We start from the raw sequence: 23,503 nt of genomic DNA on the forward strand, positions 1-23,503 counted from the left end.
AGCGACGCCATGCGCCTGGCCCCCGGATCCGACGTCCCGGCCCGCGAGCTGACCCCGGTCGGCGGCCCGCCGGTCCCCGTGCCCGACCCCGCCCGCCTCGTCCACCTGCAGTTCCGCCGGTTCGCGGGCTGCCCGATCTGCAACCTGCACCTGCGCTCGTTCGTCGTCCGGCACGCCGAGGTCGAGGCGGCGGGCATCCGCGAGGTCGTGGTGTTCCACTCGCCCGACGAGGAACTGCGCAAGCACGTCACCGGCCTGCCGTTCCCCGTGGTCGGCGACCCCTCCAAGAAGCTCTACGCCGAGTTCGGCGTAGAGTCCGGACGCCGTTCCCTGCTCGACCCGCGCGTGTGGAGCCCGCTGGTGCGGGCGGTCCTCACCGGGACGTGGCAGACGATCCGGGGCCGCGAGCACCTGCCCTCGTCCAGCCCGGCCGGCGGCCGGCTGGGCCTGCCCGGCGACTTCCTCATCGGCCCCGACGGCCGCGTGCTCGCGGCGAAGTACGGCGAGCACGCCTACGACCAGTGGTCGGTCGACGAGCTGCTCGCCCTGGCCGCCCAGGCCCCCGACCCGGCGCGGAAGCCGTGACCGTGGAACCCTCCGACCGCGCCGCCGACGCCGCCCGCTACGAGGTGATCAGCGGCGGGTACGACGAGGCCCTCTTCGCCGCCGCCGCCATCCCTCCCGCCGGGCGCGTGCTCGACATCGGCTGCGGCTACGGCGCGACCTCGCGCCGCGCCGCGCGGCTCGCCGCGCGCGGGAGCGTCCTCGGCAACGACATCGTGGAGCCTCTGCTCGTCCAGGCACGCGCGTTCGCCGACGGCGAGGGCCTGGGCAACCTTGTGTTCGAGGCGGCCGACGCGCAGACGCATCCCTTCCCCCGCGGCGAGTTCGACGTCACGATCAGCCGGTTCGGCATGATGTTCTTCCGCGACCCCGTCGCCGCCTTCGGCAACGTCCGCCGGGCCCTGCAGGCGGATGGACGGCTGGTGTTCACGACCGTCGGGCCGCCCGAAGGCAACGACCTGCCCGGCATCGTCGCCGCCGCCATGCCCCCGGCGCCGGCGGGCGCGCCCCCTTCCGACGTGCACTCGCTGTCCGACCCCGACCGGATCGCCGCCGTGCTCGGCGCGGCGGGGTTCGCCGACGTCCGCTCCGAACCGGTCGAGACCTCCCTCGTCCTCGGACCGGACGCGGAGGCGGCCGCCTCGTTCCTCCTCGCCTGGGGCGCCTTCGGCGGCGCCTTGGACGAGGCCGCCGCCGGACGCGCGCGGGCCGCACTGGCCGACGCGGCCCGCCCGTTCGAGACGCCCGGCGGCGTCCGGCTGCGGAGCACCGCATGGCTGGTCACGGCGGTGTGAGCGTCAGCCGCGCACCGCGAGGACGAGCTTGCCGGTGGTGGCGCCGGACTCGATCCGCCGGTGCGCCTCGGCGGCCCGCTCCAGCGGCAGCGACTCGACCCGCACCCGCAGGTCACCGGAGGCCGCGGCGGTCACGGCGCGGTGCAACGCACGGCCCGCGTCCGCGGGGAACGCGGCCGAGAACGCGGCGAGGTTGAACCCCGACACCGTCTTGTTGGCGAACCACAGCTCGTTCGCCGACACGCCCACGTCGTCCGCTCCGGACGCGTTTCCCATGACGATCATCCGGCCCATCGGGGCGAGCGCGTCGAGGCTGGCGCGGCGCGCCGGACCGCCGACCATGTCCACGACGATGTCGAACCCGCGCCCGCCGGTGAGGCCGGCGACCCGGTCCGGCAGCTCGTCGCGGAGCACGACGTCGTCGTAGCCGAAGCCGCGGGCCGTCTCGATCTTCGCCGGGCCGCCGACGGTGCCGACGACCCGGCCCGCGCCGAGCAGCCGGGCGGCCTGGCCGAGCTGGCTGCCCACTCCCCCGGCGGCCGCGTGCACCAGCACGGTCTCGCCCGGCTCGATGCGCGCCACCCGGTCCAGCACGAGGAACGCCGTCGTGCTGTTGGACGGCACGGCCGCCGCGACGTCCAGGCCGAGATCGAGGCCGTCCAGCGGCGCGACCAGGTCGGCGGAGGTGACGGCGACCTCGGCGTACCCGCCGCTGTCCACGATCGTCAGCGCGGCGACGGGCTGGCCGGGCCGCAGGCCCTCGACCTCGGGGCCGACCGCGCGGACGTGCCCGGACACCTCGATGCCGGGGACGAACGGCAGCGGCACGTCCACGACGCCCCGCCGGTACAGCACCTCGGCGAAGTTGGCGCCCGCGTAGGCGACGTCGATCGACACCTGGCCCGGCCCCGGCTCGGGGACCTTGACCTCGTCCACGCGCAGTACGTCGGCCTCGCCGAACGCGGGAATGGTGACGGCCTTCATCAGTAACGCCCTCCAACGGCCGCGGGAACGGCGTCCAGCTCGGCCAGGTCGGTCTCGGTGAGGTCCAGGTCGGCGGCGGCGGCGTTGTCGCGCAGGTACCGCTGCTTCTTGGTGCCGGGGATCGGGATGACGTGCTCGCCCTGCGCGAGCGTCCAGGCGATGGCTACCTGCGCCGAGGTGGCGCCGTGCCGCTCGGCGACCGCCTTGACGACGTCGACGATGCGCAGGTTGGCCTTCAGCGCCTCCTCCTGGAAGCGCGGGTTGGCGCCCCGGAAGTCGCCGTCCTCGAAGTCGGCGGCGGTGACGGTCCCGGTGAGGAAACCGCGGCCGAGCGGCGAGAACGGCACGAACGCGGCGCCGTTGGCGGCGCACCAGCCGACCACGTCGCCCGCGTCGCCGGTGCCGCCGACACCGGAGGCGGGGCCCGCGCCGTCGCCGGAGGCGCCCGCCGCCGGCTGCCCCAGCGCGTCCCGCGTCCACAGCGACAGCTCGGACTGGATCGCCGCGACCGGGTGGATCGCGTGGGCCTCGGCCGCCTGCGCGACGCTCACCTCCGACAGCCCGAGCCGGCGCACCTTGCCCTCGGCGACCAGCTCGGCCATCGCGCCCCAGGTGTCGGCCAGCGGCACGTCGGGGTCGATGCGGTGCAGGTAGTACAGGTCGATCACGTCGGTGCCCAGGCGGCGCAGGCTGTCCTCGGCGGAGCCCTTCACGTGCTCGGGCCGCCCGTTCCGGACGATCTTCCGGGTGGCGAGCGACTCCACGACCAGGCCCGTCTTGGTGGCGAGCACCGCGTCGTCGCGGCGGCCGGCAAGGGCCCGGCCGACGAGCGTCTCGTTGTGGCCGTCGCCGTACGGCTGCGCGGTGTCCAGGAACGTGACGCCCAGGTCGAGCGCCTCGCGGATCAGCGCCACCGACGCGTCGTCGTCGCGCTCGGACTCGGTGTAGGCCCAGCTCATCCCCATGCAGCCCAGGCCGACGGCGCCCACCTGCGTACCCGCGAAATCGCGCTTCCTCATAATCGCTCTCTCTCCTTCATCCGGTTCGTTCGAGAACGATCGTGCCGGACGGGGCGGAGAGCAGACAGACTCCGTTCATCCTGGGTGTGCCACCACCACCCTGGCGGGCGGGGGTCAGCTCGCGGCGGCGAGCCCGCGGCGCGACATCAGCCTCTCCAGGCGTTCGAGGGTGCCGGTGCCGGGGCGCGGGTTCTGCAGGACGAGGTTGGTGCCGGGACGGTCGGCCAGCGGCAGCAGCGTCCCCTCGAAGATCATCTCGCCGGCCTCCGGGTGCCGGACGCCCTTCACCGCCTGGGCGGCCGCGCTCACCTCGTGCCGGGGCCACAGCTCGGCGAACTCCGGGCTGGCCGCCATCATGTCCTCGGCGATCCGGCCGAACTCGGGATCGTCGGGATGGCGGGCGGCGTCCGCGCGGAAGCGCGCCACGACGTCCGGCGCGGCCGCGGCCCATTCCATGTGCATCTCCCGGTAGCGGGCGTTGGTGAAGAACGACACCAGGCAGTTGTGGTCGGTGTCGCCGAACCCGAACACCGCGCGGGCCGCGTCGTTGATCGCGACGAAGTTCCAGTGCCGGTCGCGGACGTAGGCGGGCCGCGGCGACCAGGCGTCCAGCACCCGCCGCAGCTCCGGGGTGATCGGGGCGGCGGGCCCGGCCTCCCGCTGCGGCGGGTTCAGCCCGGCCAGCAGGTAGAGGTGCTCGCGTTCGGCGGCGTCGAGCCGCAGCGCCCGGGTGATGGCGTCCAGCACCTCCCCGGACACCTTGATGTCGCGGCCCTGCTCCAGCCACGTGTACCAGGACACCCCGACGCCCGCGAGCACCGCGACCTCCTCGCGGCGCAGGCCCGGGGTCCGGCGCCGGCCCGCGTCGGGCATGCCGACGTCGGCGGGCATCAGCCGGGCGCGGCGGGTGCGCAGGAAGTCGCGCATCTCCTCGCGGCGGCGGTCGGTGGCGGAGGCGGGGGTCGAACGGGCCATGGCGCCACCATATCCGGTGGCCAGGCCGTGATCGCCGAGGACGGCGGCCGCTCCCGCGCCGGGCCGGTCACGTGGCCAGGACGGTCCCGGACGCCCGCAGCCGCTCGATGGCCGCGCCGTCGCGTCCCAGCTCGCGCAGCACCGCCTCGGTGTGCTCGCCGAGGGCCGGGACCGGGTCCATCCGCGCCTCGACGTCGGCGAAGGTGATCGGCGGGCGGATGGCGCGGATCGTCCCGACCGGGGAGCCGACCTCGCGCCAGCGGTCGCGCTCGGAGAGCTGCGGATGCGCGATCAGCCCGTGCCCGTCGTTCAGCGACGCGTTCGCCACGCCCGCCTCGTCCAGCCGCCGCAGCAGTTCCTCGCGGCCCATCCCGGACGTGACGCCGGAGACGATCGCGTCCACCTTCTCGCGGTTGCGGACCCGCGCCTGGTTCGTGGCGTATTCGGGATCGGTGACCAGGTCGGGACGGTCCAGCACGCCGGTGGCCAGCGCCGCCCAGCCCCGGTCGTTCTGCACGCCGATGACGACGTCGACGCCGTCGGCCGTGGGGTAGGCGTCGTACGGGGAGATCACCGGATGGCTGAGCCGGGTGCGCGGCGGCACGGCACCGGTGTAGAGGGTCGTGTACATCGCCTGGCCCATCCACTCGGCGACCGCGTCGAACATCGTGACCTCGATCGCCGCGCCCTCGCCGGTGGTGCCGCGCCGGACGAGCGCCGCGAGCGTCCCGGAGAAGGCGTACATCCCGGCGGCGATGTCGGCCAGCGGCGAGCCCGCCTTCACCGGCGTCTCCGGGGTGCCGGTGACCGAGATCAGCCCGGCCTCGGCCTGGACGAGCATGTCGTAGGCGCGTTTGTCGCGGTACGGGCCGCGCGTCCCGTACCCGGACATGTCGACGACGATCAGCCGCGGGTCGCGGGCCCGCAGCGCGTCCGCGCCGAACCCGAGGCGTGCGGCGGCGCCCGGCGCGAGGTTCTGCAGGAACACGTCGGCGCCCGCGACCAGCTCGGCCAGGATCGCGCGCCCCTCCTCCTGCTTGAGGTCGAGCGCGACCGACTCCTTCGACCGGTTCAGCCAGGCGAAGTGGGTGCCGAGGCCGCCGCGCACGTTGGCGTCATAGGCGCGGGCGAAGTCGCCGCCGTCGACCCGTTCGACCTTGATGACGCGGGCGCCGAGGTCGGCGAGCTGCCGGGTGGCGAACGGCGCCGCCACCGCTTGCTCCAGCGCGACGACGGTGATGCCTTCGAGGGGGAGCACGAAAGATCAGCCCTCCAGCAGCCGGCGGCCGATGATCATCTTCTGGATGTCGGCGGTGCCCTCGCCGATCAGCAGCATCGGCGCCTCCCGGTAGAGCCGCTCGATCTCGTACTCCTTGGAGTAGGCGTAGCCGCCGTGGATGCGGAACGCGTCCTCCACGACCTCCTTGCAGTACTCGCTGGCCAGGTACTTGGCCATGCCGGCCTCCAGGTCGTTGCGCTCGCCGGAGTCCTTGCGGCGCGCCGCCATCACCATCATCTGGTGGGCGGCCTCGACCTTGGTCGCCATCTCGGCGAGCCGGAACATCACGGCCTGATGCTCGGCGATCGGCTTGCCGAACGTCTCGCGCTGCCGCGCGTAGTCGATCGCCAGCTCGTAGGCGCGGCGGGCGACGCCGCAGCCGCGCGCGGCAACGTTGACGCGTCCGACCTCGACGCCGTCCATCATCTGGTAGAAGCCGCGCCCCGGCGCCCCGCCGAGGACCTGCGCGGACGGGATCCGGTAGGAGTCGAAGACCAGCTCGGTGGTGTCGACGCCCTTGTACCCCATCTTCTCGATCTTGCCGGGGACGGTCAGGCCGGGCGCGACCTCACCGAAGCCGGGCGTCTTGTCGACCAGGAACGTCGTCATGCCGCGGTGGCCTGCATCGGGGTCGGTTTTGACGAGCGTGGCGACGAGGTTGGCGGAGCCGCCGTTGGTCAGCCACATCTTCTGGCCGTCGATGACGTACTCGTCGCCGTCGGGGACGGCGCGGGTCTTGATCGCCGACACGTCCGAGCCGCACCCCGGCTCCGACATCGAGAACGCGCCGCGGATCTCCCCGGTCGCCATCTTCGGCAGGTAGTGCGCCTTCTGCTCCGGCGTGCCGTGGTGGGTGATCATCCAGGCGACGATGAAGTGGGTGTTGACGATGCCGGACACGCTCATCCAGCCGCGCGACAGCTCCTCCACCGCCAGCGCGTAGGTCAGCAGCGACTCGCTGAGCCCGCCGTGCTCCTCGCCGATCGTCAGCCCGAACAGGCCGAGGTCCTTCATCCCGTCGACGATCGCCTGCGGGTAGGCGTCGGCGTGCTCCAGCTCCGTGGCGACCGGGAGGATCTCCTTGTCGACGAACGCGCGCACCGTCGCGACGATCTCCCGTTGCTCGTCCGACAGCCCGTAGGTCTGCTGCAGCCTGCTCACGTTCCGTTCCTCCCGAGTCGGACACCTGCGCTGGACATGTGGGGGCGGCGGCTCAGCGGCCCTCGAAGCGGGGCGGGCGGCGCTCGGCGAACGCGGCGCGGCCCTCGGCGAAGTCGGCGGTGCCGAACAGCCCGGCCTGCTCCTCCCGCTCGGCCTCCAGCAACCGCTCCAGGCTGTGGTCGGCGCGAGCGAGCAGCCGCTTGGCGGCGGCGACCGACAGCGGGGCCAGCGTCGCGGCCTCGGCGGCCAGCTCCAGCGCCGCGTCCAGCGCCTTGCCGGAGGGGGCGAGCGAGTCGGCGAGCCCGATGTCGTAGGCGCGCGTCGCGGGCACAGTGCGGCCGAAGACGAGCATCTCCTTGGCTCGGCCCATTCCGACGCGCTGCGGGAGCGTCCACAGCAGCCCGCCGTCGGCGACGAGGCCCACCTTGCCGAAGGCGGCGACGAACCGGGCGTCCTCGGCGGCCACCACGTGGTCGCAGACGGCGGCGAGCGACACCCCGAGCCCGGCGGCGGCACCCTCGACGGCCGCGATCACCGGCGTCCCGCAGGTCGCGATGGTCCAGACGGCCTGGTGCACGGGTGCCAGCCGCTCGCGCACCGCGTCGGGCCCGGCGCCCTCCATCGAGCGCAGGTCGCCGCCCGCCGAGAACGTGCCGCCCGCGCCCGTCAGCACGACCGCGCGGACGTCGGGGTCGTCGGCCGCGCGTTGCACCTCTTCCAGGAGCCGCAGGCGCATCGGGATGTCGATCGCGTTGCGCGCCTCGGGACGGTTCAGCGTCAGGACGCGGGTGGCGCCGTGGTCGGTCACCGCGACCACATCGTCCGGCCGGTCGCCGGCGATGCCCTGCTGGCCCATCGGTCCCTCCTGGCTATTTTTTATACGATTCATCCCGGTCGCGTTCAGGCGGTCTGGTCGGCCCAGAACCCCTGCGCCTCAAGGTGGACGACGAGCAGCGTGCCGGCGTGCCGGATGTGGGCGCGCATCGCGTTGCGCGCGCCGTCGGGATCTTCGGCCCGCAGCGCCGTCAGGATCAGATGGTGGTCGTCCACCGACGCCTGGGGCCAGCCCTGGATGCTGGAGTAGAACCGGCGCGGCGCGTATCGCACCACGAGCTGCAGCAACCAGGCCGTCTTCGGCGACTGGGCGCACAGGTTGATGACCCGGTGGAACTGGTGGTTGGCGCGCTCGATGCCCTCGGCGTCACCGGCCTTGGACGCCTGCTCCAGCAGCCCCTGCGTCCGGTCGAGGCTCTCCAGCTCGGTCTGCGCGATCTTCTCGGCGGCGCGGGCGGCCAGCTCGCCGGCGAAGTACGCCTGCGCCTCGAACAGGTCCTGGACGTCCTGGCGCGACAGCGGCGCGGGCATGAACCCGCGGCGCGGCTCCAGCGTGACGAAGCCCTCGCCGCGCAGCGAGAGCAGCGCCTCGCGGACCGGCGTGACGCTGATCCCGAGGTCCTCGGCGATCCGTTCCAGCCGCAGGAACTCCCCGTGCCTGACCTGGCCCGACATGATGAGCTCGCGGACGTAGGCGGCGACCTCGTCGCTGAGCTGGCGGCGCCTGCCGAGGGCCGGGCCACCGGAAACCACCACGTGTAATCGTCTCCCGCGCGCTGCGTCCGCCGGCCGTCGTCACGTTGACAACCGGTGTTTTCAAATCAAATATATGAAAAGGCGTTCGAAAGCGCCAGGGGCGGGAGGAGACCGGCAGCCGTGTTCACGCTGAGCGAGGAAGAACGGGCCGTCGTCGAGGTCGTCGCGGACTTCGTCGACAAGGAGGTCCGGCCGGTGGCCCGCGACCTGGAGCACGCGAACGAGTATCCCGAGCACCTCATCGCCCGCATGAAGGAGCTGGGCGTCTTCGGGCTCGCGGTGCCCGAGCCGTACGGCGAGGTGTCGGTCTCCAAGACCTGCTACGCCCTGGTCACCGAGGAGCTGGCGCGGGGCTGGATGTCGCTCGCGGGCTCCTTCGGCGGGCACACGGTCGTCTCGCACCTGCTCGCGGTCTTCGGCACCGAGGAGCAGAAGCGCCGGTACCTGCCCCGGATGGCGACCGGGGAGCTGCGCGCGACGATGGCCCTGACCGAGCCGTCCGGCGGCTCCGACCTGCAGTCGATGAGCACCACCGCGCGCCGCGAGGGCGACCGGTACGTGATCGACGGCGCGAAGATGTGGATCACCAACGCGCGGACGTCCGGCCTGATCGCGCTGCTGTGCAAGACCGACCCGGAGGCCGTGCCCCGCCACCGCGGCATCAGCGTCCTGCTGGTCGAGAAGGGCCCGGGCCTGACCGTCTCGCGCGACCTGCCGAAGCTCGGCTACAAGGGCGTGGAAAGCTGCGAGCTGTCGTTCGACGGCTACGAGGCGCCGCTGGACGCCGTGCTCGGCGGCGACGAGGGGCGCGGCTTCGCGCAGATGATGCGCGGGCTGGAGGTCGGCCGGATCCAGGTCGCGGCGCGGGCGCTCGGCGTCGCCCGCGCGGCGCTGGACGACTCGGTCCGCTACGCGCAGGAGCGCGAGGCGTTCGGCAAACCGATCTGGAAGCACCAGTCCGTCGGCAACTACCTCGCCGACATGGCCACCGAGCTGCGCGCGGCGCGGCTGCTCACCCTGGACGCCGCCGAACGGCTGGACGCGGGCGAGCGCTGCGACATGGAGGCGGGCATGGCCAAGCTGTACGCCTCCGAGGCGGCGATGCGGATCGCGCTGAACGCCGTCCGGATCCACGGCGCGGCGGGGTACTCCACCGAGTTCGACATAGAGCGCTACTTCCGCGACGCCCCGCTGATGATCGTCGGCGAGGGGACCAACGAGATCCAGCGCAACGTGATCGTCAAGCAGCTGGTGGAGCGGAACCGGATCTGACGCGCGGCGGGGTCAGGGCCCCTCGTCGGAGTCCTCGCCCGCCCGGATCCAGTCGAAGGTGCGCTCCACGGCGCGCTTCCAGTTGTCGTACTCGTGATCGCGGCGGCCCGCGTCCATCGCCGGGACCCAGCGGGCCGCGCGGTGCCAGTTGCGCCGCAGACCCTCCAGCCCCGCCCAGTAGCCGACGGCGAGCCCGGCGGCGTACGCGGCGCCGAGCGAGACGGTCTCGACCACCATCGGCCGCGCGACCGGCACGTTCAGCATGTCGGCGACCATCTGCATGAGCAGGTTGTCCGACGTCATGCCGCCGTCGGCCTTCAGCTCCTTCAGGCTGAGCCCGGAGTCGCGGTTCATCGCGTCCACGACCTCGCGGGTCTGCCAGCCGGTCGCCTCCAGCACCGCCCGCGCCAGGTGGCCCTTGGTGATGTAGGAGGTCAGGCCGACGATGATGCCGCGGGCCTCGCTGCGCCAGTGCGGCGCGAACAGGCCGGAGAACGCGGGCACGATGTAGCAGCCGCCGTTGTCGCTCACGGTGCGGGCGAGCGTCTCGATCTCCGGCGCGGTGGAGATCAGCCCGAGGCCGTCGCGGAACCACTGGACGAGCGCGCCGGTGATCGCGATCGAGCCCTCCAGCGCGTACACCGCCGGCTCGTCGCCGATCTTGTAGCCGACGGTGGTGAGCAGCCCGTTCTCCGACCGCACCGGCTTGGTCCCGGTGTTCATCAGCAGGAACGCGCCGGTGCCGTAGGTGCACTTGGTCTCGCCGGGCGCGAAGCACGTCTGGCCGAACAGCGCGGCCTGCTGGTCGCCGAGCGCGGCGCCCACCCGCACCCCGGGGAACACCTTGCGGGCCGTCCCGTAGGTCTCGGTGGACGACCGGATCTCCGGCAGCATCGCCCGCGGCACCCCGAAGAACGCCAGCAGGTCGTCGTCCCACGACAGCGTGTGCAGGTCCATCAGCAGCGTGCGGCTGGCGTTGGTGACGTCGGTGACGTGCACGCCGCCGTCGACGCCGCCGCTGAGGTTCCAGATCAGCCAGCTCTCCATGGTGCCGAACAGCACCTCGCCGCGCTCGGCGCGCTCGCGCAGGCCGGGCGTGTGGTCGAGCAGCCAGCGGATGCGCGGCGCGGAGAAGTAGGTGGCGAGCGGCAGGCCGCTGCGCTCGGTGACGATCGCGGCCCCGGGTGCGCGGCCCAGCTCGTCGACCAGCGTGCCGGTCCGCATGTCCTGCCAGACGATGGCGCGGCCGATGGGCGCGCCGGTGAGCCGGTCCCACAGCACGGTGGTCTCGCGCTGGTTGGCGATGCCGACGGCCGCGACCTGGTTCGCCGTCACGCCCGCCTGGGCGAGCGCCTCCGGCGCGATCCGCTCCAGGTTGCGCCAGATCTCCATGGGGTCGTGCTCGACCCAGCCGGGCTTCGGGAAGTGCTGCCGGTGCTCGCGCTGCGCCACCGACACCAGCCGGCCGCCGTGGTCGAACAGGATGCACCGGGTCGAGGTGGTGCCCTGGTCGATCGACATCACGTAGCGTTCGGTCACGTTGCGCCCTCTCCCCCGCCGTGCCCCTTCCCCGTCACCGGCGGCTTCCCCATCACCGGCGGCTTCCCCGTCGCCAGCGGCCCCCGGGCGTCACCACCGCGAGCCGCCGAGGTCGCGGGAGACGGCGCGGGCCGCGTCCCGCACGAACGCCACCAGCCGGGGCTCGGGGACGCGGGCGGCATCGCAGATCCGCTCGACCGCGCCGGATATCCCGATGGCCCCGACGACGAGTCCCCCGTACCCGCGGATCGGGGCGGCGATGCCGGCCTCGCCGATGGACAGCTCCTCGACCTCCGCCGCCCAGCCGTTCTCCCGGACCCGGGTGGCGGCCCGTGCGAGCAGGCGCGGATCGGTGATCGTCCGGCGGCAGTACGACTCCAGCTCGGTGTCGCGGATGGACGCCGCCGCGTTGGCGTCGTGCGCCAGCAGCGCCTTGCCGAGCGCGGTGGCGTGCAGCGGAAGCAGCGACCCGACGTCCAGCGCCTGCAGGGTGTCGTCGGGCCGGAAGACGTGGTGGACGACCAGCACCTTCCCGTCGAGCAGGGTGCCGATCCGGACGGCCTCGCCGCTGCGCGAGGCCAGCGCGTCGGCCCAGTTGATCGCCCGGGAGCGCAGCTCGTTGACGTCCAGGTAGCTGGTGCCGAGGTGCAGCAGGGCCGCGCCGAGCTGGTACTTTCCGGTACCGCCGTCCTGCTCGACGAAGCCGACCCGCTCCAGGGTGCGCAGGATGCCGTGCGCGGTGCCGCGGGCGAGCCCGAGCGAGCCGGCGATCTCGCCGACGCCGAGGCGGCCGGAGCTGGCCGCGAGCAGCCGCAGGATGGCGGCGGCCCGCTCGATCGACTGCACAGGTCCGGGCATGAATCCGATGCTAGTTCTCGGGCCAGGGTGCCGACAATGTCGGCAGTCGTCGTCATCACCGCCGTTTCCGTTCCGAACTGCCCGGATTCTGTGATCTGGTGCACAGGGGGGAGGGTAACCGGCGGCGGGCGATGGCGAAAGTGTTCGACATTGTCGACAGCCCACCGTTGTATCCGGTTCGTCCGCGTCTTACGTTCTGGCCAGCCTCACGGGGCTTCGCGTCCACCCCCGCAGCCGAGGAGCACAGACATGGCGGAACGCCGGAAAATCCCACCCCTGGCCGGTGAGCTCGCCGCCGAGTTCGCCGGGACGATGATCCTCATCCTGTTCGGAGTCGGCGTCGTCGCGCAGGTCGCCGGGGCCGACATCGGCGACCACGACAGCATCGCCTGGGCCTGGGGCCTCGGCGTCACGCTCGGCGTCTACGTCGCCGCGCGGATCAGTGGCGCCCACCTCAACCCCGCGGTCACGGTCGCGCTGGCGGCGTTCAAGGAGTTCTCCTGGCGGAAGGTGGCGCCCTACGTCGCCGCGCAGACCGCCGGGGCGTTCATCGCGGCGCTGATCGTCCGGTGGAACTACAGCGAGATCCTGGCCAAGGTCGACCCCGGCCACACGATCAAGACCCAGGGCGTGTTCTCCACGCTGCCGGGCAACGGCAGCCTGCCGGTCGGCACCTGGGGCGCGTTCCGCGACCAGGTCATCGGCACCGCGATCCTGCTGTTCGTCATCAAGGCGCTGACCGACGCGCGCAACGCGCCGCCGCTGGCCAACCTCGGCCCGTTCCTCATCGGGCTGCTGGTGGTGGCGATCGGGATGGCGTTCGGGTCCGACGCCGGGTACGCGATCAACCCGGCGCGCGACTTCGGGCCCCGGCTCGCCTCGTTCTTCACCGGCTACGGCGGCGCCTGGAAGGACCAGAACGGGGACCTGTACTTCTGGGTGCCGATCGTCGCGCCGCTGATCGGCGGCGTGCTCGGCGCCGGGCTGTACAAGTTGCTGATCGGCTGGTTCCTGCCGCCCGACGACGCGGAGCCGGACATCGCCAAGCCCGAGCCGGAGTACGAGACCGCATGAGCGAAGCGATCCGGGGGGTGTGGGGGGTCGTCCCCCCACGGGCAACCCGCATGAGCGAAGCGATCCGGAAGGCGTGGGGGCCGTCCTCCCACAGGCAACCCGCATGAGCCGGTCCCGTCCGTCCCTTTCCACTGGAGATTCCGCACATGGCTGACTTCGTCGGAGCGCTCGACCAGGGCACCACCAGCACCCGGTTCATGATCTTCGATCACGGCGGCAACGAGATCGCCCGCCACCAGCTCGAGCACGAGCAGATCCTGCCGCGGGCCGGCTGGGTGGAGCACAACCCCACTGAGATCTGGGAACGCACCCGCGCGGTCATCCAGAGCACGCTGAACAAGGCGAACCTCGGCCACACCGATCTCGCGGCGTTCGGGATCACCAACCAGCGCGAGACCACGCTGGTGTGGAACCGCCGCACCGGTCGTCCCTACTTCAACGCGATCGTCTGGCAGGACACCCGCACCGACCGCATCGCGTCCGCGCTGGAGCGGGAGGGCAAGGGCGACGTCATCCGGCGCAAGGCCGGGCTGCCGCCCGCCACCTACTTCTCCGGCGGCAAGATCCAGTGGATCCTGGAGAACGTCGACGGGGTCCGCGAGGCCGCGGAGCGCGGCGACGCGATCTTCGGGACGACCGACAGCTGGGTGCTGTGGAACCTCACGGGCGGCCCGGACGGCGGCGTGCACGTCACCGACGTCACCAACGCCAGCCGCACCATGCTGATGGACCTGGAGACCCTCGACTGGGACGACGAGCTGCTGTCGTTCTTCGGCATCCCGCGCTCGATGCTCCCGGAGATCAGGCCGTCCTCGGCGCCCGGCGGCTACGGGGTCACGCGCGCCGACGGCCCGCTCGGCGGCGAGGTCCCGCTGACGGCCGCGCTCGGCGACCAGCAGGCCGCCACCGTCGGGCAGGTGTGCTTCTCGCCGGGCGAGGCCAAGAACACCTACGGCACCGGCAACTTCCTGCTGCTCAACACCGGCAACGAGCTGGTGCGATCGAAGAACGGGCTGCTGACCACGGTCTGCTACCAGTTCGGATCCGATAAGCCGGTGTACGCGCTCGAAGGCTCGATCGCGGTGACGGGGTCGGCGGTGCAGTGGCTGCGCGACCAGCTCGGCATCATCTCCGGCGCATCCCAGAGCGAGAACCTGGCCCGGCAGGTCGAGGACAACGGCGGCGTCTACTTCGTCCCCGCCTTCTCCGGCCTGTTCGCCCCCTACTGGCGCTCGGACGCACGCGGCGCCATCGTCGGCCTCTCCCGCTTCAACACCAACGCCCACCTGGCCCGCGCCACCCTGGAATCCATCTGCTACCAGTCGCGGGACGTCGTCGAGGCCATGCGCGAGGACTCCGGGGTCGCCCTCGACACCCTCAAGGTCGACGGCGGGATCACCGCCAACGAGCTGTGCATGCAGATGCAGGCCGACATCCTCGGCGTGCCGGTGTCGCGGCCGGTGGTCGCCGAGACCACCGCGCTCGGCGCCGCCTACGCCGCCGGCCTGGCCGTCGGATTCTGGAACAACACCGACGAACTGCGCCAGAACTGGAACGAGGACAAGCGCTGGCTCCCCACCTGGGACGACGAGCAGCGCGAGAAGGGCTACGCCGGCTGGAAGAAGGCGGTCGAGCGCACCCTCGACTGGGTCGACGTGGACTAGACCCGGCCGGGACCACGACGCGCGGCGGGGCCGGGAAACCGGCGCCGGCCCCGCCCGCACCTTCCTGACCGACCACTCCTCATCGGGAGCATGCAGTGACATCCGTAGCCCTCGGCCCTCGGTACCGCGAGGACACCCTGCGCGCCCTGGCCGAGACCGAGTTCGACGTCCTGGTCGTCGGCGACGGCATCGTCGGCGCGGGCGCCGCGCTCGACGCGATCTCCCGGGGCCTGTCCGTCGCCCTGGTGGAGGCGCGCGACTGGGCGGCCGGCACCTCCAGCCGCTCCAGCAAGCTGATCCACGGCGGGCTGCGCTACCTGGAGCAGCGCGACTTCGGGCTGGTCCGGGAGGCGCTGCGGGAGCGCGGCCTGCTGCTGCACCGGCTCGCGCCGCACCTGGTGCGTCCCGTCCAGTTCCTGTATCCGCTGCGCAACCGGGTGTGGGAGCGGGCGTACGTCAGCGCGGGCGTCACCTTGTACGACACCATGGGCGGCGCCCGGTCGCTGCCCCGGCACCGGCAGCTCACCCGGCGCGCCGCGCTGCGGGAGGCGCCGGCCCTGCGCTCGGACGCCCTCGTCGGCGCGATCCAGTACTACGACGCGCAGGTCGACGACGCCCGCTACACGATGATGGTCGCCCGCACCGCCGCCGAGTACGGCGCCCGGGTCGCCACGCGCGCCGAGGTGACGGGGTTCCTGCGCGAGGGCGAGCGGGTCACCGGCGCGCACGTCGTCGACCTGGAGGGCGGTCGGGAGATCACCGTCCGCGCGCGCCGGGTCGTCTGCGCGACCGGCGTGTGGACCGACGGCGCGCAGGCGATGACCGGGTCCCGCGCGGCGTTCGCGGTGCGCGCGTCCAAGGGCGTCCACCTGGTGGTGCCGCGCGACCGCATCCCGATGAGCACCGGGCTGATCGCCCGGACCGAGCGCAGCGTGCTGTTCATCATTCCGTGGGGACGGCACTGGCTCGTCGGGACGACCGACACCCCGCACGACGAGGGCCCGGATGAGCCGGTCGCCGACCACACCGACATCGGCTACCTGCTCGACCAGGTGAACGCGGTGCTGCGCACACCGCTGACCATGGACGACGTCGAGGGCGTGTACGCGGGGCTGCGGCCGCTGCTGTCGGGGAAGATCGACGACACCGCCCGCCTCTCCCGCGAGCACGCCGTCGCCGAGCAGGTGCCCGGCCTGGTCGTGGTGACCGGCGGCAAGTTCACCACCTACCGGGTCATGGCGCGGGACGCGATCGACGTCGTCGCGGAGGGCCTGGACGAGTCGGTGCCCGCGTCGGTCACCGGACGCCTGCCGATCATGGGCGCGGTCGGCTTCGAGGTGCTGTGGAACGAGCGGCGCCGGATCGCGGCCCGGTCGGGCCTGCACGTCGCGCGGATCGAGCACCTGCTGCGCCGGTACGGGTCGTGCGCGCAGGACCTCCTCGCCCTGGTCGCCGGCGACCCGGCGCTCGGCGCCCCGATCCCCGGCGCGGAGGACTACCTGTGCGCCGAGGCCGTCTACGCGGTGACGCACGAGGGCGCCCTGCACCTGGAGGACGTCCTGGCGCGGCGGCTGCGCGTGTCGATCGAGGCGTGGGACGGCGGCCTCGCCGCGGCGGAGCACGTCGCCGGGCTGATCGCGCCCCGGCTCGGCTGGTCCTGCGAGGACGCCGCCGACGAGGTCAAGCGGTACGTCCTGCAGATCAGGGCGGAGCGCCGAGACGGTCCGGCCGTCGTGGAGCCGCCCGTGACGGCCGCCTAGGCGGAGTCCTTCAGGCGGTGGTGAACGTCGCGGTCATCGCGGTGACGCCGCCGGGCGCCTCGATCGACAGCTCCCCGTCCGGCGACCCGGCCGCCACGAACGGCTGGTGCGCGTAGACGGGCCTGCGGGCGCGGAACGACAGTTCCGTCACCTTCAGGCCCGCCCTGCGCGGCAGTTCCAGGCAGAGGATCGCGAGCAGCGGCCCGTGCACGACGAGCCCGCCGTGCCCCTCGACCTCGGTCGCGTACGTCTCGTCCTAGTGGATGCGGTGGGCGTTGTAGGTGAGCGCGCTGAACCGGAACAGCAGTACCGGGTCGGCGGTCACCGGCAGCGTCCACGGCGTCGTCACGTCGGGCGCCTCGAAGGACACCTCCGGCGAGCGGGACGCCGCATCGCCGCTGCGGTAGACGAGATCCTGCTCCTCGACCGCGATCTCGGCGCCGTCTCGTAGGAAGGTGTGGCGGACGGTCACGAACAGCATCTCGCCGCTGCGTCCCTGCTTGACCGCTGTGGAGGCCAACCCCGCGCGTCGCGTGACGGTGTCACCGATGCGCAGCGGTTCGCGGACGCGGAACCGGCCACCGGCGAACATGCGCCGCCGGTCCGGAATCGGGGGCAGGAAGTGCCCGGCGAGCGGGTGACCGTCGGGGCCGAGTTCGCGCTGCGCGGGCCGTTCGAGGAAATGCAGCCAGTGCCACAGCGGCGGCAGCTCCGTCCCCGGCGGCTCGGTGTCCAGCACCCCCGCGAGCGCGGCCGACGGTGCCGCGTCGATCACCTCGGCGGTCTCCACCGGTTCCGGCGACCAGCCGTCGACGTCGATCATCAACCCACCCCTCGGCCGCCCGTCGTTCCCCACGGATTATGCCGACGCACGGAAACGGCACCGGGCCCGGCCCCCGCGAGGGCGCGGCGTGCGGCTACTTCGCGAAGGCGTCGACGCCGGTCAGCTCGGCCGAGTACGCCCACAGCCGGGCGGCCTCGTCCGGGTCGGTCGCGTAGGGCCGGACGCCCACGGGCGCGGGCTGGCCGGCGGTCCGTCCGCGCACCTCGGGCACGTCGTCCGGCGTGGGCTCGGCGATGTCGCAGTCCATGCAGTAGACGCCGCCCATCCCGTCCAGCCGCGGCGACGTCGCCGCCCACACCGCCGTCGCGGCGCCCTGCTCCGGGGTCTTGAAGCCCTGGCCGATCTCGTTGCCGTCCTCGTCGATCCACCCGTAGGCGATCTTGTCCTCCTTCGGGATGTGGCGCTGCAGCGGCGTGAGGATGCTGCCCGGGTGGAGGGAGAACGCGCGCACGGCGTCCTTCGCCAGCGCGTCGAGGTGCACGGCGAACAGCACGTTGGCCGTCTTCGCCTGCCCGTAGGCCTCCCACCGGTCGTAGCCGCGCGTGAAGTGCGGGTCGTCCCAGCGCATCCGGGAGAAGTGGTGGCCCTGCGAGGACACCGAGACGACGCGGGCACCCGGCCTGACTGCCGGCCACAGCCGGTTCACCAGCGCGTAGTGGCCGAGGTGGTTGGTGGCGAACTGCGCCTCCCAGCCCGGCCCGACGCGGGTCTCCGGGCAGGCCATGACCGCCGCGTTGCCGATGATCATGTCGATGCCGCGTTCGGACTCCAGGAACCGGTCGGCGAAGCCGCGCACGCTCTCCAGGTCGCCGAGGTCCAGCTCGTCCACCTCGGCGCCGCCGATCCCGTCGAGCGCCTCCTTCGCCACCGCGGGACGCCGCGCCGGGACGACCACGTGCGCGCCGGCCCCGGCCAGGGCGCGGGTCGTCTCCAGTCCGAGCCCGGAGTAGCCGCCGGTCACGACGGCCAGCCGCCCCGACAGGTCGATGCCCGCCAGGACGTCGCGCGCCGTGCTCTCGAACCCGAAACCCGAATCGATCCTGCGTTGCGGAGTGATCATGCTTCCACGCTACGAGTTAGAGCGCACTCTAGGTCAAGCCGGGATCTCCGGGCAGTGGGTGCCGGTGTAGATGGTCGGCATGCAGCGGTTGCAGTGGATGCACAGCGACCGCGTCGCGGGGTCCTCCGCGATCCTGTTGACCAGGTCGGGCTCGCGCAGGAGCGCGCGTCCCATCGCGACGAACTGGAAGCCCTCCGCCATCGCCCTGTCCATGGTCTCGCGGTTGGTGACGCCGCCGAGCAGGATCAGCGGCAGGTCCAGCTCGGCGCGGAACCGGCGGGCGTGTTCGAGGAGGAACGCGTCCTGGTACGGGTAGGCGCGCAGGAACTTCGTGCCGGACATCCGGATGCCCGCCCGCAACGGCTGCTTGAAGTTGGCGGCGAACTCCTTCACCGGCGTGCCACCGCGGAACAGGTACATCGGGTTGAGCAGGGAACTGCCCGCCGTCAGCTCCAGGGCGTCGACGGTGCCCTCCTCCTGCAGCCACCGGGCGACCTGGACGCTGTCGTCGATCTCCAGCCCGCCCGGCACGCCGTCCCGCATGTTGATCTTCGCGGTGACGGCGATCCGGTCGCCGACCTCATCGCGCACCGCGCGGGCGATGCCGAGCGCCACCTTGGCGCGGTTCTCGATCGGCCCGCCGTATTCGTCGTCGCGCTTGTTCAGCCGCGGGCTGAGGAACGAGCTGGCCAGGTAGTTGTGTCCGAAGTGGATCTCGACGGCGTCGAACCCGGCCTCGATCGCGAGCCGCGCCGCGTCGGCGTGCGCCCGCGTGACCCGCTCGATGTCCTCGGCCGTCGCCGCCTTGGTGAAGCGCATCCCGAGCGGGTTGAAGAACCGCCCGGCCGACAGTCCCCGCATCTTGTTGGAGCTCGCGTCGGCGACCGGCCCGGCGTGCCCGATCTGCGCGGACACGGCGGCGCCCTCCGCGTGCACCGCCTCAGTGAGGCGCCGCAGCCCCGGAACGGCCTCGGGCCGCATGTAGATCTGCCGCCGCTCGGTGCGCCCCTCGGGCGCGACCGCGCAGTAGGCGACGGTCGTCATCGCCACTCCCCCGGCGGCGGGCCGCCGGTGGTACTCGATCAGGTCGTCGGTGACGAGGGCGTCCGGCGTCATGCCCTCGAACGTGGCGGCCTTGATGATCCGGTTCCGCAGGGTCAGGGGCCCGAGCCTCGCGGTTTCGAAAACGTCCACGACGATCTCCGATCCGGGGGTGGGGGTAGCGCCGGGCCCGCGGCCGTCCGCGGGCCCGGTCCGGTCAGAGCCGTTCGAGGATGGTGACGTTGGCCTGGCCGCCGCCTTCGCACATGGTCTGGAGGCCGTAGCGGCCGCCGGTGCGCTCCAGTTCGTGCAGCAGGGTGGTCATGAGCCGGGCGCCGGTGGCGCCGAGCGGGTGGCCGAGGGCGATGGCGCCACCGTTGGGGTTGACCTTCGCCGGGTCGGCGCCGGTCTCCTTCAGCCAGGCGAGCACGACCGGCGCGAACGCCTCGTTGATCTCGACGGCGTCGAAGTCGCCGATCGTCATGCCGGTCTTCTTCAGCGCGTGCGCGGTGGCGGGGATCGGCGCGGACAGCATCCGGATCGGGTCCTCGCCGCGCGCGGAGATGTGGTGGATGCGGGCGCGCGGAGTGAGGCCGTGGTCCTTGACGGCCTGCTCGGACGCGATGAGCAGGGCGGCGGAGCCGTCGGAGATCTGGGAGGCGAGCGCGGCGGTGAGCCGGCCGCCCTCGACGAGGGTCTTCAGCCCGGCCATCTTCTCCCGGGTGGTGTCGCGGCGCGGGCCCTCGTCGGTGGTGACGCCCTCCAGCGGGACGATCTCCCGCTCGAACCGGCCCTCGTCGATGGCGCGGATGGCCCGCTGGTGCGACTGGTACGCGAACTCCTCCATCTCCTCGCGGGAGATGTCCCAGTCGCGGGCGATCATCTCGGCGCCGTTGAACTGCGACACCTCGGCGTCGCCGTACCGTTCCGTCCAGCCCTTGGAGCCGGCGAACGGGCCCTGGGTGAAGCCGAGCGGCTCGGCGGCGGTCATCGCGAACGAGATCGGGATCTGCGACATGTTCTGCACGCCGCCCGCGACGACCAGGTCGGACGTCCCGGCGAGGACGGCCTGCGCGGCGAAATGCACGGCCTGCTGCGAGGAGCCGCACTGCCGGTCGACGGTGACGCCGGGGACCTCCTCGGGCAGCCCGGCGGCGAGCCAGCAGGTGCGGGCGATGTCGCCGGCCTGCGGGCCGACGCTGTCGACGTTGCCGAACACCACGTCCTCGACGGCGGCGGGGTCGACCTTCGCGCGGTCCATCAGCGCCTTCAGCACGTGGGCGCCGAGGTCGGCGGGGTGGACGCCGGCGAGCCCGCCCTTCTTGCGGCCGACCGGCGCGCGGACCGCTTCGACGATGTAGGCCTCGGCCATGGGGGGTGTCTCCTTCGGGACTAGCTCGCCTGGATGCCTTCGAGGACCATGGCGAGGTACTGCTTGGCGATGTCGTCGGCGGACAGCCGCCCGCCGTGCTGGTACCAGTTGGCCGCGACCCAGACGGTGTCGCGGATGAAGCGGTAGATCAGCGTCCGGTCGAGGTCGGCGCGGAAGGCGCCCTCCTCGACGCCCTTGTCCAGCAGGGAGAGCCACATCTTCTCGAAGCGGCGCTGCGATTCGAGCAGGTAGTGGAAGCGCTCGCTGGTCGCGAGGTGCTTGGACTCGTTCTGGTAGAGGACGACGGCGGGCCGGTGCCGGTCGATCGAGCGGAACGACTCGACGATGACGCCTTCCAGGGTGTCGCGGGCGCTGAGCCCGGCGGCGAGGACGCGCTCGTAGGACGCCCACATCTCGTCCAGGAAGGTCGACAGGATCTCGTCGGCCATCGCCTCCTTGGAGTCGAAGTGGTAGTAGAGGCTGCCGCCGAGGATGCCGGCGGCGTCGGCCACCTTCCGGACGGTGGTGGCGGCGTAGCCCTGGGAGGCGAACACCTCGGCGGCGGTGGCGAGCAGTTCGGCCCGCCGCTCCGCGCGTGCGGCGGCGGTGCCCTCGGCGTCGCGCCGTCGTGGACTCATGGTCGGTTCCTAAGCGTGCTGAGAGGACACGGAGACGACCTCCCCGGTCATGTACGAGGAGTAGTCGCTGGCCAGGAAGACGATAACGTTGGCCACCTCCCAGGGCTCGGCGTAGCGGCCGAACGCCTCGCGCCGCGTCAGCTCGTCCAGCAGTTCCTCCGAGGTCACCTTGACCAGGTGCGGGTGCATGGCCAGGGACGGCGAGACGGCGTTGATCCGCACGCCGAAGTCGGCGGCCTCCAGCGCGGAGCAGCGGGTGAGGGCCATCACGCCGGCCTTCGCGGCGGCGTAGTGGGACTGGCCCTTCTGCGCGCGCCAACCGATCACCGAGGCGTTGTTGACGATGACGCCGGCGCCCTGGTCGCGCATGATCCGCAGCGCGGCGCGGGTGCAGCGCATCGTGCCGTTCAGCGTGATGTCGAGGACGCGTCCCCACTGGTCGTCGGTCATGTCGACCAGTTCGGCGGTGCCGCCGAGGCCCGCGTTGTTGACGGCGACGTCGATCCGCCCATAGCGCTCGACGCCGAGCGCGTACAGCGCCTGGACCTGCTCCTCGTCGGTGACGTCGCAGGGCAGCGAGGCGACCCGGTCGGCGCCGAACTCCTTCTCCAATTCCTGCGCGGACGAGGCGAGCCGCCGCTCGTGCGCGTCGGAGATCAGGACGCGGGCGCCCTCCTCCAGGCAGCGGCGGGCGGTGGCGCCGCCGATCCCGGCGCCGGCCGCGGCGGTGATCACGACGGCGCGGTCCTTCAGCAGGCCGTGCCCGGGAACGTAGGGGGGCGGCGTCATCCGCGAGCCTCTCTGGGGAGCCCGAGCACGCGCTCGGAGATGATGTTGCGTTGGATTTCGTTCGACCCGGCGTAGATCGTGTCGGAGCGGGAGAACAGGAACAGCCGCTGCCAGTCGTTCAGGTCATAGGGCTGTGTTTCCTCCGTTCCCCTGTCGGGGGCCCGCCCCCGCCGTCCGTCGGCGACCATCCCGGCGGCGCCGAGGACGTCCATGGCCAGCTCGCCGAGTTCGCGGTGCCAGGTGCCCCAGACGAGCTTGGAGATCGACGACTCCGGGCCGGGAGCGCCGGACGCGACGCCCGCCATGGTGCGCACCGCGTTCAGCCGCATGACCTCCAGGCCCATGTAGGCGCGGGTGAGCCGGTCGCGCAGCAGCGGGTCGTCGATAGCGCCGGTGCGGCGGGCGAGGTCGAGCACGCCCTCGAACTCGCGGCGGAACCCGACCTGCTGGCCGAGGGTGGCGACGCCGCGCTCGAAGCCGAGCGTGGCCATCGCGATCTTCCAGCCCTCGCCGGGCGCGCCGACGATGTTGCCGGCGTCGGTGCGGGCGCCGTCGAAGAACACCTCGTTGAACTCCGAGGTGCCGGTGAGCTGGACGATCGGCCGGATGTCGACGCCGTCCTGCCTCATGGGGACGAGCAGGTAGGACAGGCCGCGGTGGCGGGAGGAGCCGGGCTCGGTGCGGCAGACGACGAAGCACCAGTCCGATTCGAGGGCGTTGGACGTCCAGACCTTCTGCCCGTCGATCGTCCAGTGGTCGCCTTCGAGCGCGGCGCGGGTCTGCACGTTGGCGAGGTCGGAGCCGGCGTTGGGCTCGGAGTAGCCCTGGCACCACAGTTCCTCGACGGCGACGATCGGCGGCAGGAAGCGGGCCCGCTGCTCGTCGGTGCCGAACGCGATGATGGTGGGGCCGAGCAGGTTCTCGCCGATGTGGCCGACGCGGGCGGGGGCGTCGGCGAGCGCGTACTCCTCGTTGAAGATCACCTGCTGCCGGACGGTGGCGCCGCGGCCGCCGTGCTCCTCGGGCCAGCCCACGCACGTCCAGCCCGCCGCGGCCATGTGCCGCTCCCAGGCCAGCCGCTCGTCGAACGCCTCGTGCTCGCGGCCGGGCCCGCCGAGCCCGCGCGCGTGCGCGAACCCGCCGGACAGGTTGTCCTCCAGCCAGCCGCGGACCTCGGCGCGGAACGCCCGGTCCGCCGGGGACTCGTTCTGCTTCACGCCCGGCAC

Annotated in this window: 21 protein-coding genes and 1 pseudogene; 6 read left to right on the forward strand and 16 right to left on the reverse strand. The window is 72.6% G+C overall.

Going from position 1 to position 23,503, the window contains the following annotated elements; translation table 11 throughout:
- The first annotated feature begins 9 nt into the window (after window positions 1-9).
- Both QP089_RS06830 and QP089_RS06835 read left to right on the forward strand, forming a co-directional pair.
- Entirely contained in the window at window positions 10-585 is a 576-nt protein-coding gene (locus tag QP089_RS06830; RefSeq protein WP_285910483.1) for a peroxiredoxin-like family protein, read from the forward strand.
- The gene (locus tag QP089_RS06835) at window positions 582-1,358 is read left to right on the forward strand and encodes a class I SAM-dependent methyltransferase (protein ID WP_285910484.1); all 777 of its coding nucleotides are present in this window, start codon (window positions 582-584) and stop codon (window positions 1,356-1,358) included. Before QP089_RS06830 ends, QP089_RS06835 begins: the two co-directional genes overlap by 4 nt.
- Window positions 1,359-1,361: 3 nt before the next feature.
- On the opposite strand, the gene QP089_RS06840 is transcribed toward QP089_RS06835, so the two are convergent.
- The 7 genes from QP089_RS06840 to QP089_RS06870 all read right to left on the reverse strand — a co-directional run bounded on the left by QP089_RS06840 (window position 1,362) and on the right by QP089_RS06870 (window position 8,366).
- A complete protein-coding gene (locus QP089_RS06840; protein ID WP_285910485.1) occupies window positions 1,362-2,342 on the reverse strand; it encodes a quinone oxidoreductase family protein in 981 nt (326 codons plus the stop codon).
- The gene (locus tag QP089_RS06845; RefSeq protein ID WP_285910486.1) at window positions 2,342-3,361 is read right to left on the reverse strand and encodes an aldo/keto reductase; all 1,020 of its coding nucleotides are present in this window, start codon (window positions 3,359-3,361) and stop codon (window positions 2,342-2,344) included. The genes QP089_RS06840 and QP089_RS06845 overlap by 1 nt, the downstream gene beginning before the upstream one ends.
- A gap of 114 nt (window positions 3,362-3,475) precedes the next feature.
- On the reverse strand, window positions 3,476-4,336 hold the full coding sequence (locus tag QP089_RS06850) for a helix-turn-helix transcriptional regulator (RefSeq protein ID WP_285910488.1): 861 nt from the start codon (window positions 4,334-4,336) through the stop codon (window positions 3,476-3,478).
- Between the two features lie 67 nt (window positions 4,337-4,403).
- Entirely contained in the window at window positions 4,404-5,594 is a 1,191-nt protein-coding gene (locus QP089_RS06855) for a CaiB/BaiF CoA transferase family protein (protein WP_285910489.1), read from the reverse strand.
- A gap of 6 nt (window positions 5,595-5,600) precedes the next feature.
- Window positions 5,601-6,776: an acyl-CoA dehydrogenase family protein gene (locus QP089_RS06860; RefSeq protein WP_285910490.1), complete on the reverse strand. Its 1,176-nt coding sequence runs from the start codon at window positions 6,774-6,776 to the stop codon at window positions 5,601-5,603.
- 52 nt (window positions 6,777-6,828) lie between these two features.
- Window positions 6,829-7,632, reverse strand: a complete 804-nt coding sequence (locus QP089_RS06865; protein ID WP_285910491.1) for an enoyl-CoA hydratase/isomerase family protein — start codon at window positions 7,630-7,632, stop codon at window positions 6,829-6,831.
- A 44-nt stretch (window positions 7,633-7,676) separates the two neighbouring features.
- Window positions 7,677-8,366 carry a GntR family transcriptional regulator gene (locus QP089_RS06870; protein WP_285910492.1) on the reverse strand — a complete coding sequence of 230 codons (690 nt, stop codon included), beginning with the start codon at window positions 8,364-8,366 and terminating at the stop codon, window positions 7,677-7,679.
- Window positions 8,367-8,486: 120 nt separating this feature from the next.
- Here QP089_RS06870 and QP089_RS06875 point away from each other — a divergent pair, with 120 nt between their 5' ends.
- On the forward strand, window positions 8,487-9,638 hold the full coding sequence (locus QP089_RS06875; RefSeq protein WP_285910493.1) for an acyl-CoA dehydrogenase family protein: 1,152 nt from the start codon (window positions 8,487-8,489) through the stop codon (window positions 9,636-9,638).
- 12 nt (window positions 9,639-9,650) lie between these two features.
- Here the strand turns inward: QP089_RS06875 and glpK (QP089_RS06880) are convergent, their stop codons facing one another.
- Window positions 9,651-11,177 (reverse strand): glycerol kinase GlpK, encoded by a 1,527-nt coding sequence (glpK, locus tag QP089_RS06880; protein ID WP_285910494.1) that lies wholly within the window; start codon window positions 11,175-11,177, stop codon window positions 9,651-9,653.
- A 90-nt stretch (window positions 11,178-11,267) separates the two neighbouring features.
- Window positions 11,268-12,035 (reverse strand): IclR family transcriptional regulator, encoded by a 768-nt coding sequence (locus QP089_RS06885; protein WP_285910495.1) that lies wholly within the window; start codon window positions 12,033-12,035, stop codon window positions 11,268-11,270.
- 249 nt (window positions 12,036-12,284) lie between these two features.
- On the opposite strand from QP089_RS06885, the gene QP089_RS06890 reads away from it, so the two are divergent.
- The 3 genes from QP089_RS06890 (at window position 12,285) to QP089_RS06900 (ending at window position 16,533) form a co-directional block, all read left to right on the forward strand.
- Entirely contained in the window at window positions 12,285-13,109 is an 825-nt protein-coding gene (locus tag QP089_RS06890; RefSeq protein WP_285910496.1) for an MIP/aquaporin family protein, read from the forward strand.
- A 146-nt stretch (window positions 13,110-13,255) separates the two neighbouring features.
- A complete protein-coding gene (gene glpK / locus QP089_RS06895; RefSeq protein ID WP_285910497.1) occupies window positions 13,256-14,773 on the forward strand; it encodes a glycerol kinase GlpK in 1,518 nt (505 codons plus the stop codon).
- A 95-nt stretch (window positions 14,774-14,868) separates the two neighbouring features.
- Window positions 14,869-16,533 carry a glycerol-3-phosphate dehydrogenase/oxidase gene (locus QP089_RS06900; RefSeq protein WP_285910498.1) on the forward strand — a complete coding sequence of 555 codons (1,665 nt, stop codon included), beginning with the start codon at window positions 14,869-14,871 and terminating at the stop codon, window positions 16,531-16,533.
- 10 nt (window positions 16,534-16,543) lie between these two features.
- On the opposite strand, the pseudogene QP089_RS06910 reads toward QP089_RS06900, so the two are convergent.
- The 7 genes and pseudogenes from QP089_RS06910 to QP089_RS06940 form a co-directional block, all read right to left on the reverse strand.
- Window positions 16,544-17,356, reverse strand: a pseudogene (locus tag QP089_RS06910) (HTD2 family dehydratase).
- Between the two features lie 94 nt (window positions 17,357-17,450).
- Window positions 17,451-18,437: an SDR family NAD(P)-dependent oxidoreductase gene (locus QP089_RS06915; RefSeq protein WP_285910502.1), complete on the reverse strand. Its 987-nt coding sequence runs from the start codon at window positions 18,435-18,437 to the stop codon at window positions 17,451-17,453.
- Between the two features lie 33 nt (window positions 18,438-18,470).
- Window positions 18,471-19,631, reverse strand: coding sequence for an NADH:flavin oxidoreductase (locus tag QP089_RS06920; RefSeq protein WP_285910503.1), 1,161 nt, complete (start codon window positions 19,629-19,631; stop codon window positions 18,471-18,473).
- 64 nt (window positions 19,632-19,695) lie between these two features.
- On the reverse strand, window positions 19,696-20,850 hold the full coding sequence (locus tag QP089_RS06925; RefSeq protein ID WP_285910504.1) for an acetyl-CoA C-acetyltransferase: 1,155 nt from the start codon (window positions 20,848-20,850) through the stop codon (window positions 19,696-19,698).
- Window positions 20,851-20,870: 20 nt separating this feature from the next.
- Window positions 20,871-21,488, reverse strand: a complete 618-nt coding sequence (locus tag QP089_RS06930) for a TetR/AcrR family transcriptional regulator (protein ID WP_285910505.1) — start codon at window positions 21,486-21,488, stop codon at window positions 20,871-20,873.
- A gap of 9 nt (window positions 21,489-21,497) precedes the next feature.
- A complete protein-coding gene (locus QP089_RS06935) occupies window positions 21,498-22,277 on the reverse strand; it encodes an SDR family oxidoreductase (RefSeq protein WP_285910507.1) in 780 nt (259 codons plus the stop codon).
- Window positions 22,274-23,494, reverse strand: a complete 1,221-nt coding sequence (locus QP089_RS06940; RefSeq protein ID WP_285910508.1) for an acyl-CoA dehydrogenase family protein — start codon at window positions 23,492-23,494, stop codon at window positions 22,274-22,276. Before QP089_RS06940 ends, QP089_RS06935 begins: the two co-directional genes overlap by 4 nt.
- Window positions 23,495-23,503 lie beyond the last annotated feature (9 nt).

The organism is Actinomadura opuntiae (genome assembly GCF_030283205.1).
GTDB lineage: Bacteria > Actinomycetota > Actinomycetes > Streptosporangiales > Streptosporangiaceae > Spirillospora.

Coding starts and splice junctions, on each gene's coding strand:
- QP089_RS06830 (WP_285910483.1), top strand. CDS start 10: ATGCGCCTGGCCCCCGGATCCGACGTCCCGGCCCGCGAGCTGACCCCG.
- QP089_RS06840 (WP_285910485.1), bottom strand. CDS start 2,342: ATGAAGGCCGTCACCATTCCCGCGTTCGGCGAGGCCGACGTACTGCGC.
- QP089_RS06845 (WP_285910486.1), bottom strand. CDS start 3,361: ATGAGGAAGCGCGATTTCGCGGGTACGCAGGTGGGCGCCGTCGGCCTG.
- QP089_RS06850 (WP_285910488.1), bottom strand. CDS start 4,336: ATGGCCCGTTCGACCCCCGCCTCCGCCACCGACCGCCGCCGCGAGGAG.
- QP089_RS06865 (WP_285910491.1), bottom strand. CDS start 7,632: ATGGGCCAGCAGGGCATCGCCGGCGACCGGCCGGACGATGTGGTCGCG.
- QP089_RS06885 (WP_285910495.1), bottom strand. CDS start 12,035: ATGCCCGGACCTGTGCAGTCGATCGAGCGGGCCGCCGCCATCCTGCGG.
- QP089_RS06890 (WP_285910496.1), top strand. CDS start 12,285: ATGGCGGAACGCCGGAAAATCCCACCCCTGGCCGGTGAGCTCGCCGCC.
- glpK (WP_285910497.1), top strand. CDS start 13,256: ATGGCTGACTTCGTCGGAGCGCTCGACCAGGGCACCACCAGCACCCGG.
- QP089_RS06915 (WP_285910502.1), bottom strand. CDS start 18,437: ATGATCACTCCGCAACGCAGGATCGATTCGGGTTTCGGGTTCGAGAGC.
- QP089_RS06925 (WP_285910504.1), bottom strand. CDS start 20,850: ATGGCCGAGGCCTACATCGTCGAAGCGGTCCGCGCGCCGGTCGGCCGC.
- QP089_RS06930 (WP_285910505.1), bottom strand. CDS start 21,488: ATGAGTCCACGACGGCGCGACGCCGAGGGCACCGCCGCCGCACGCGCG.
- QP089_RS06935 (WP_285910507.1), bottom strand. CDS start 22,277: ATGACGCCGCCCCCCTACGTTCCCGGGCACGGCCTGCTGAAGGACCGC.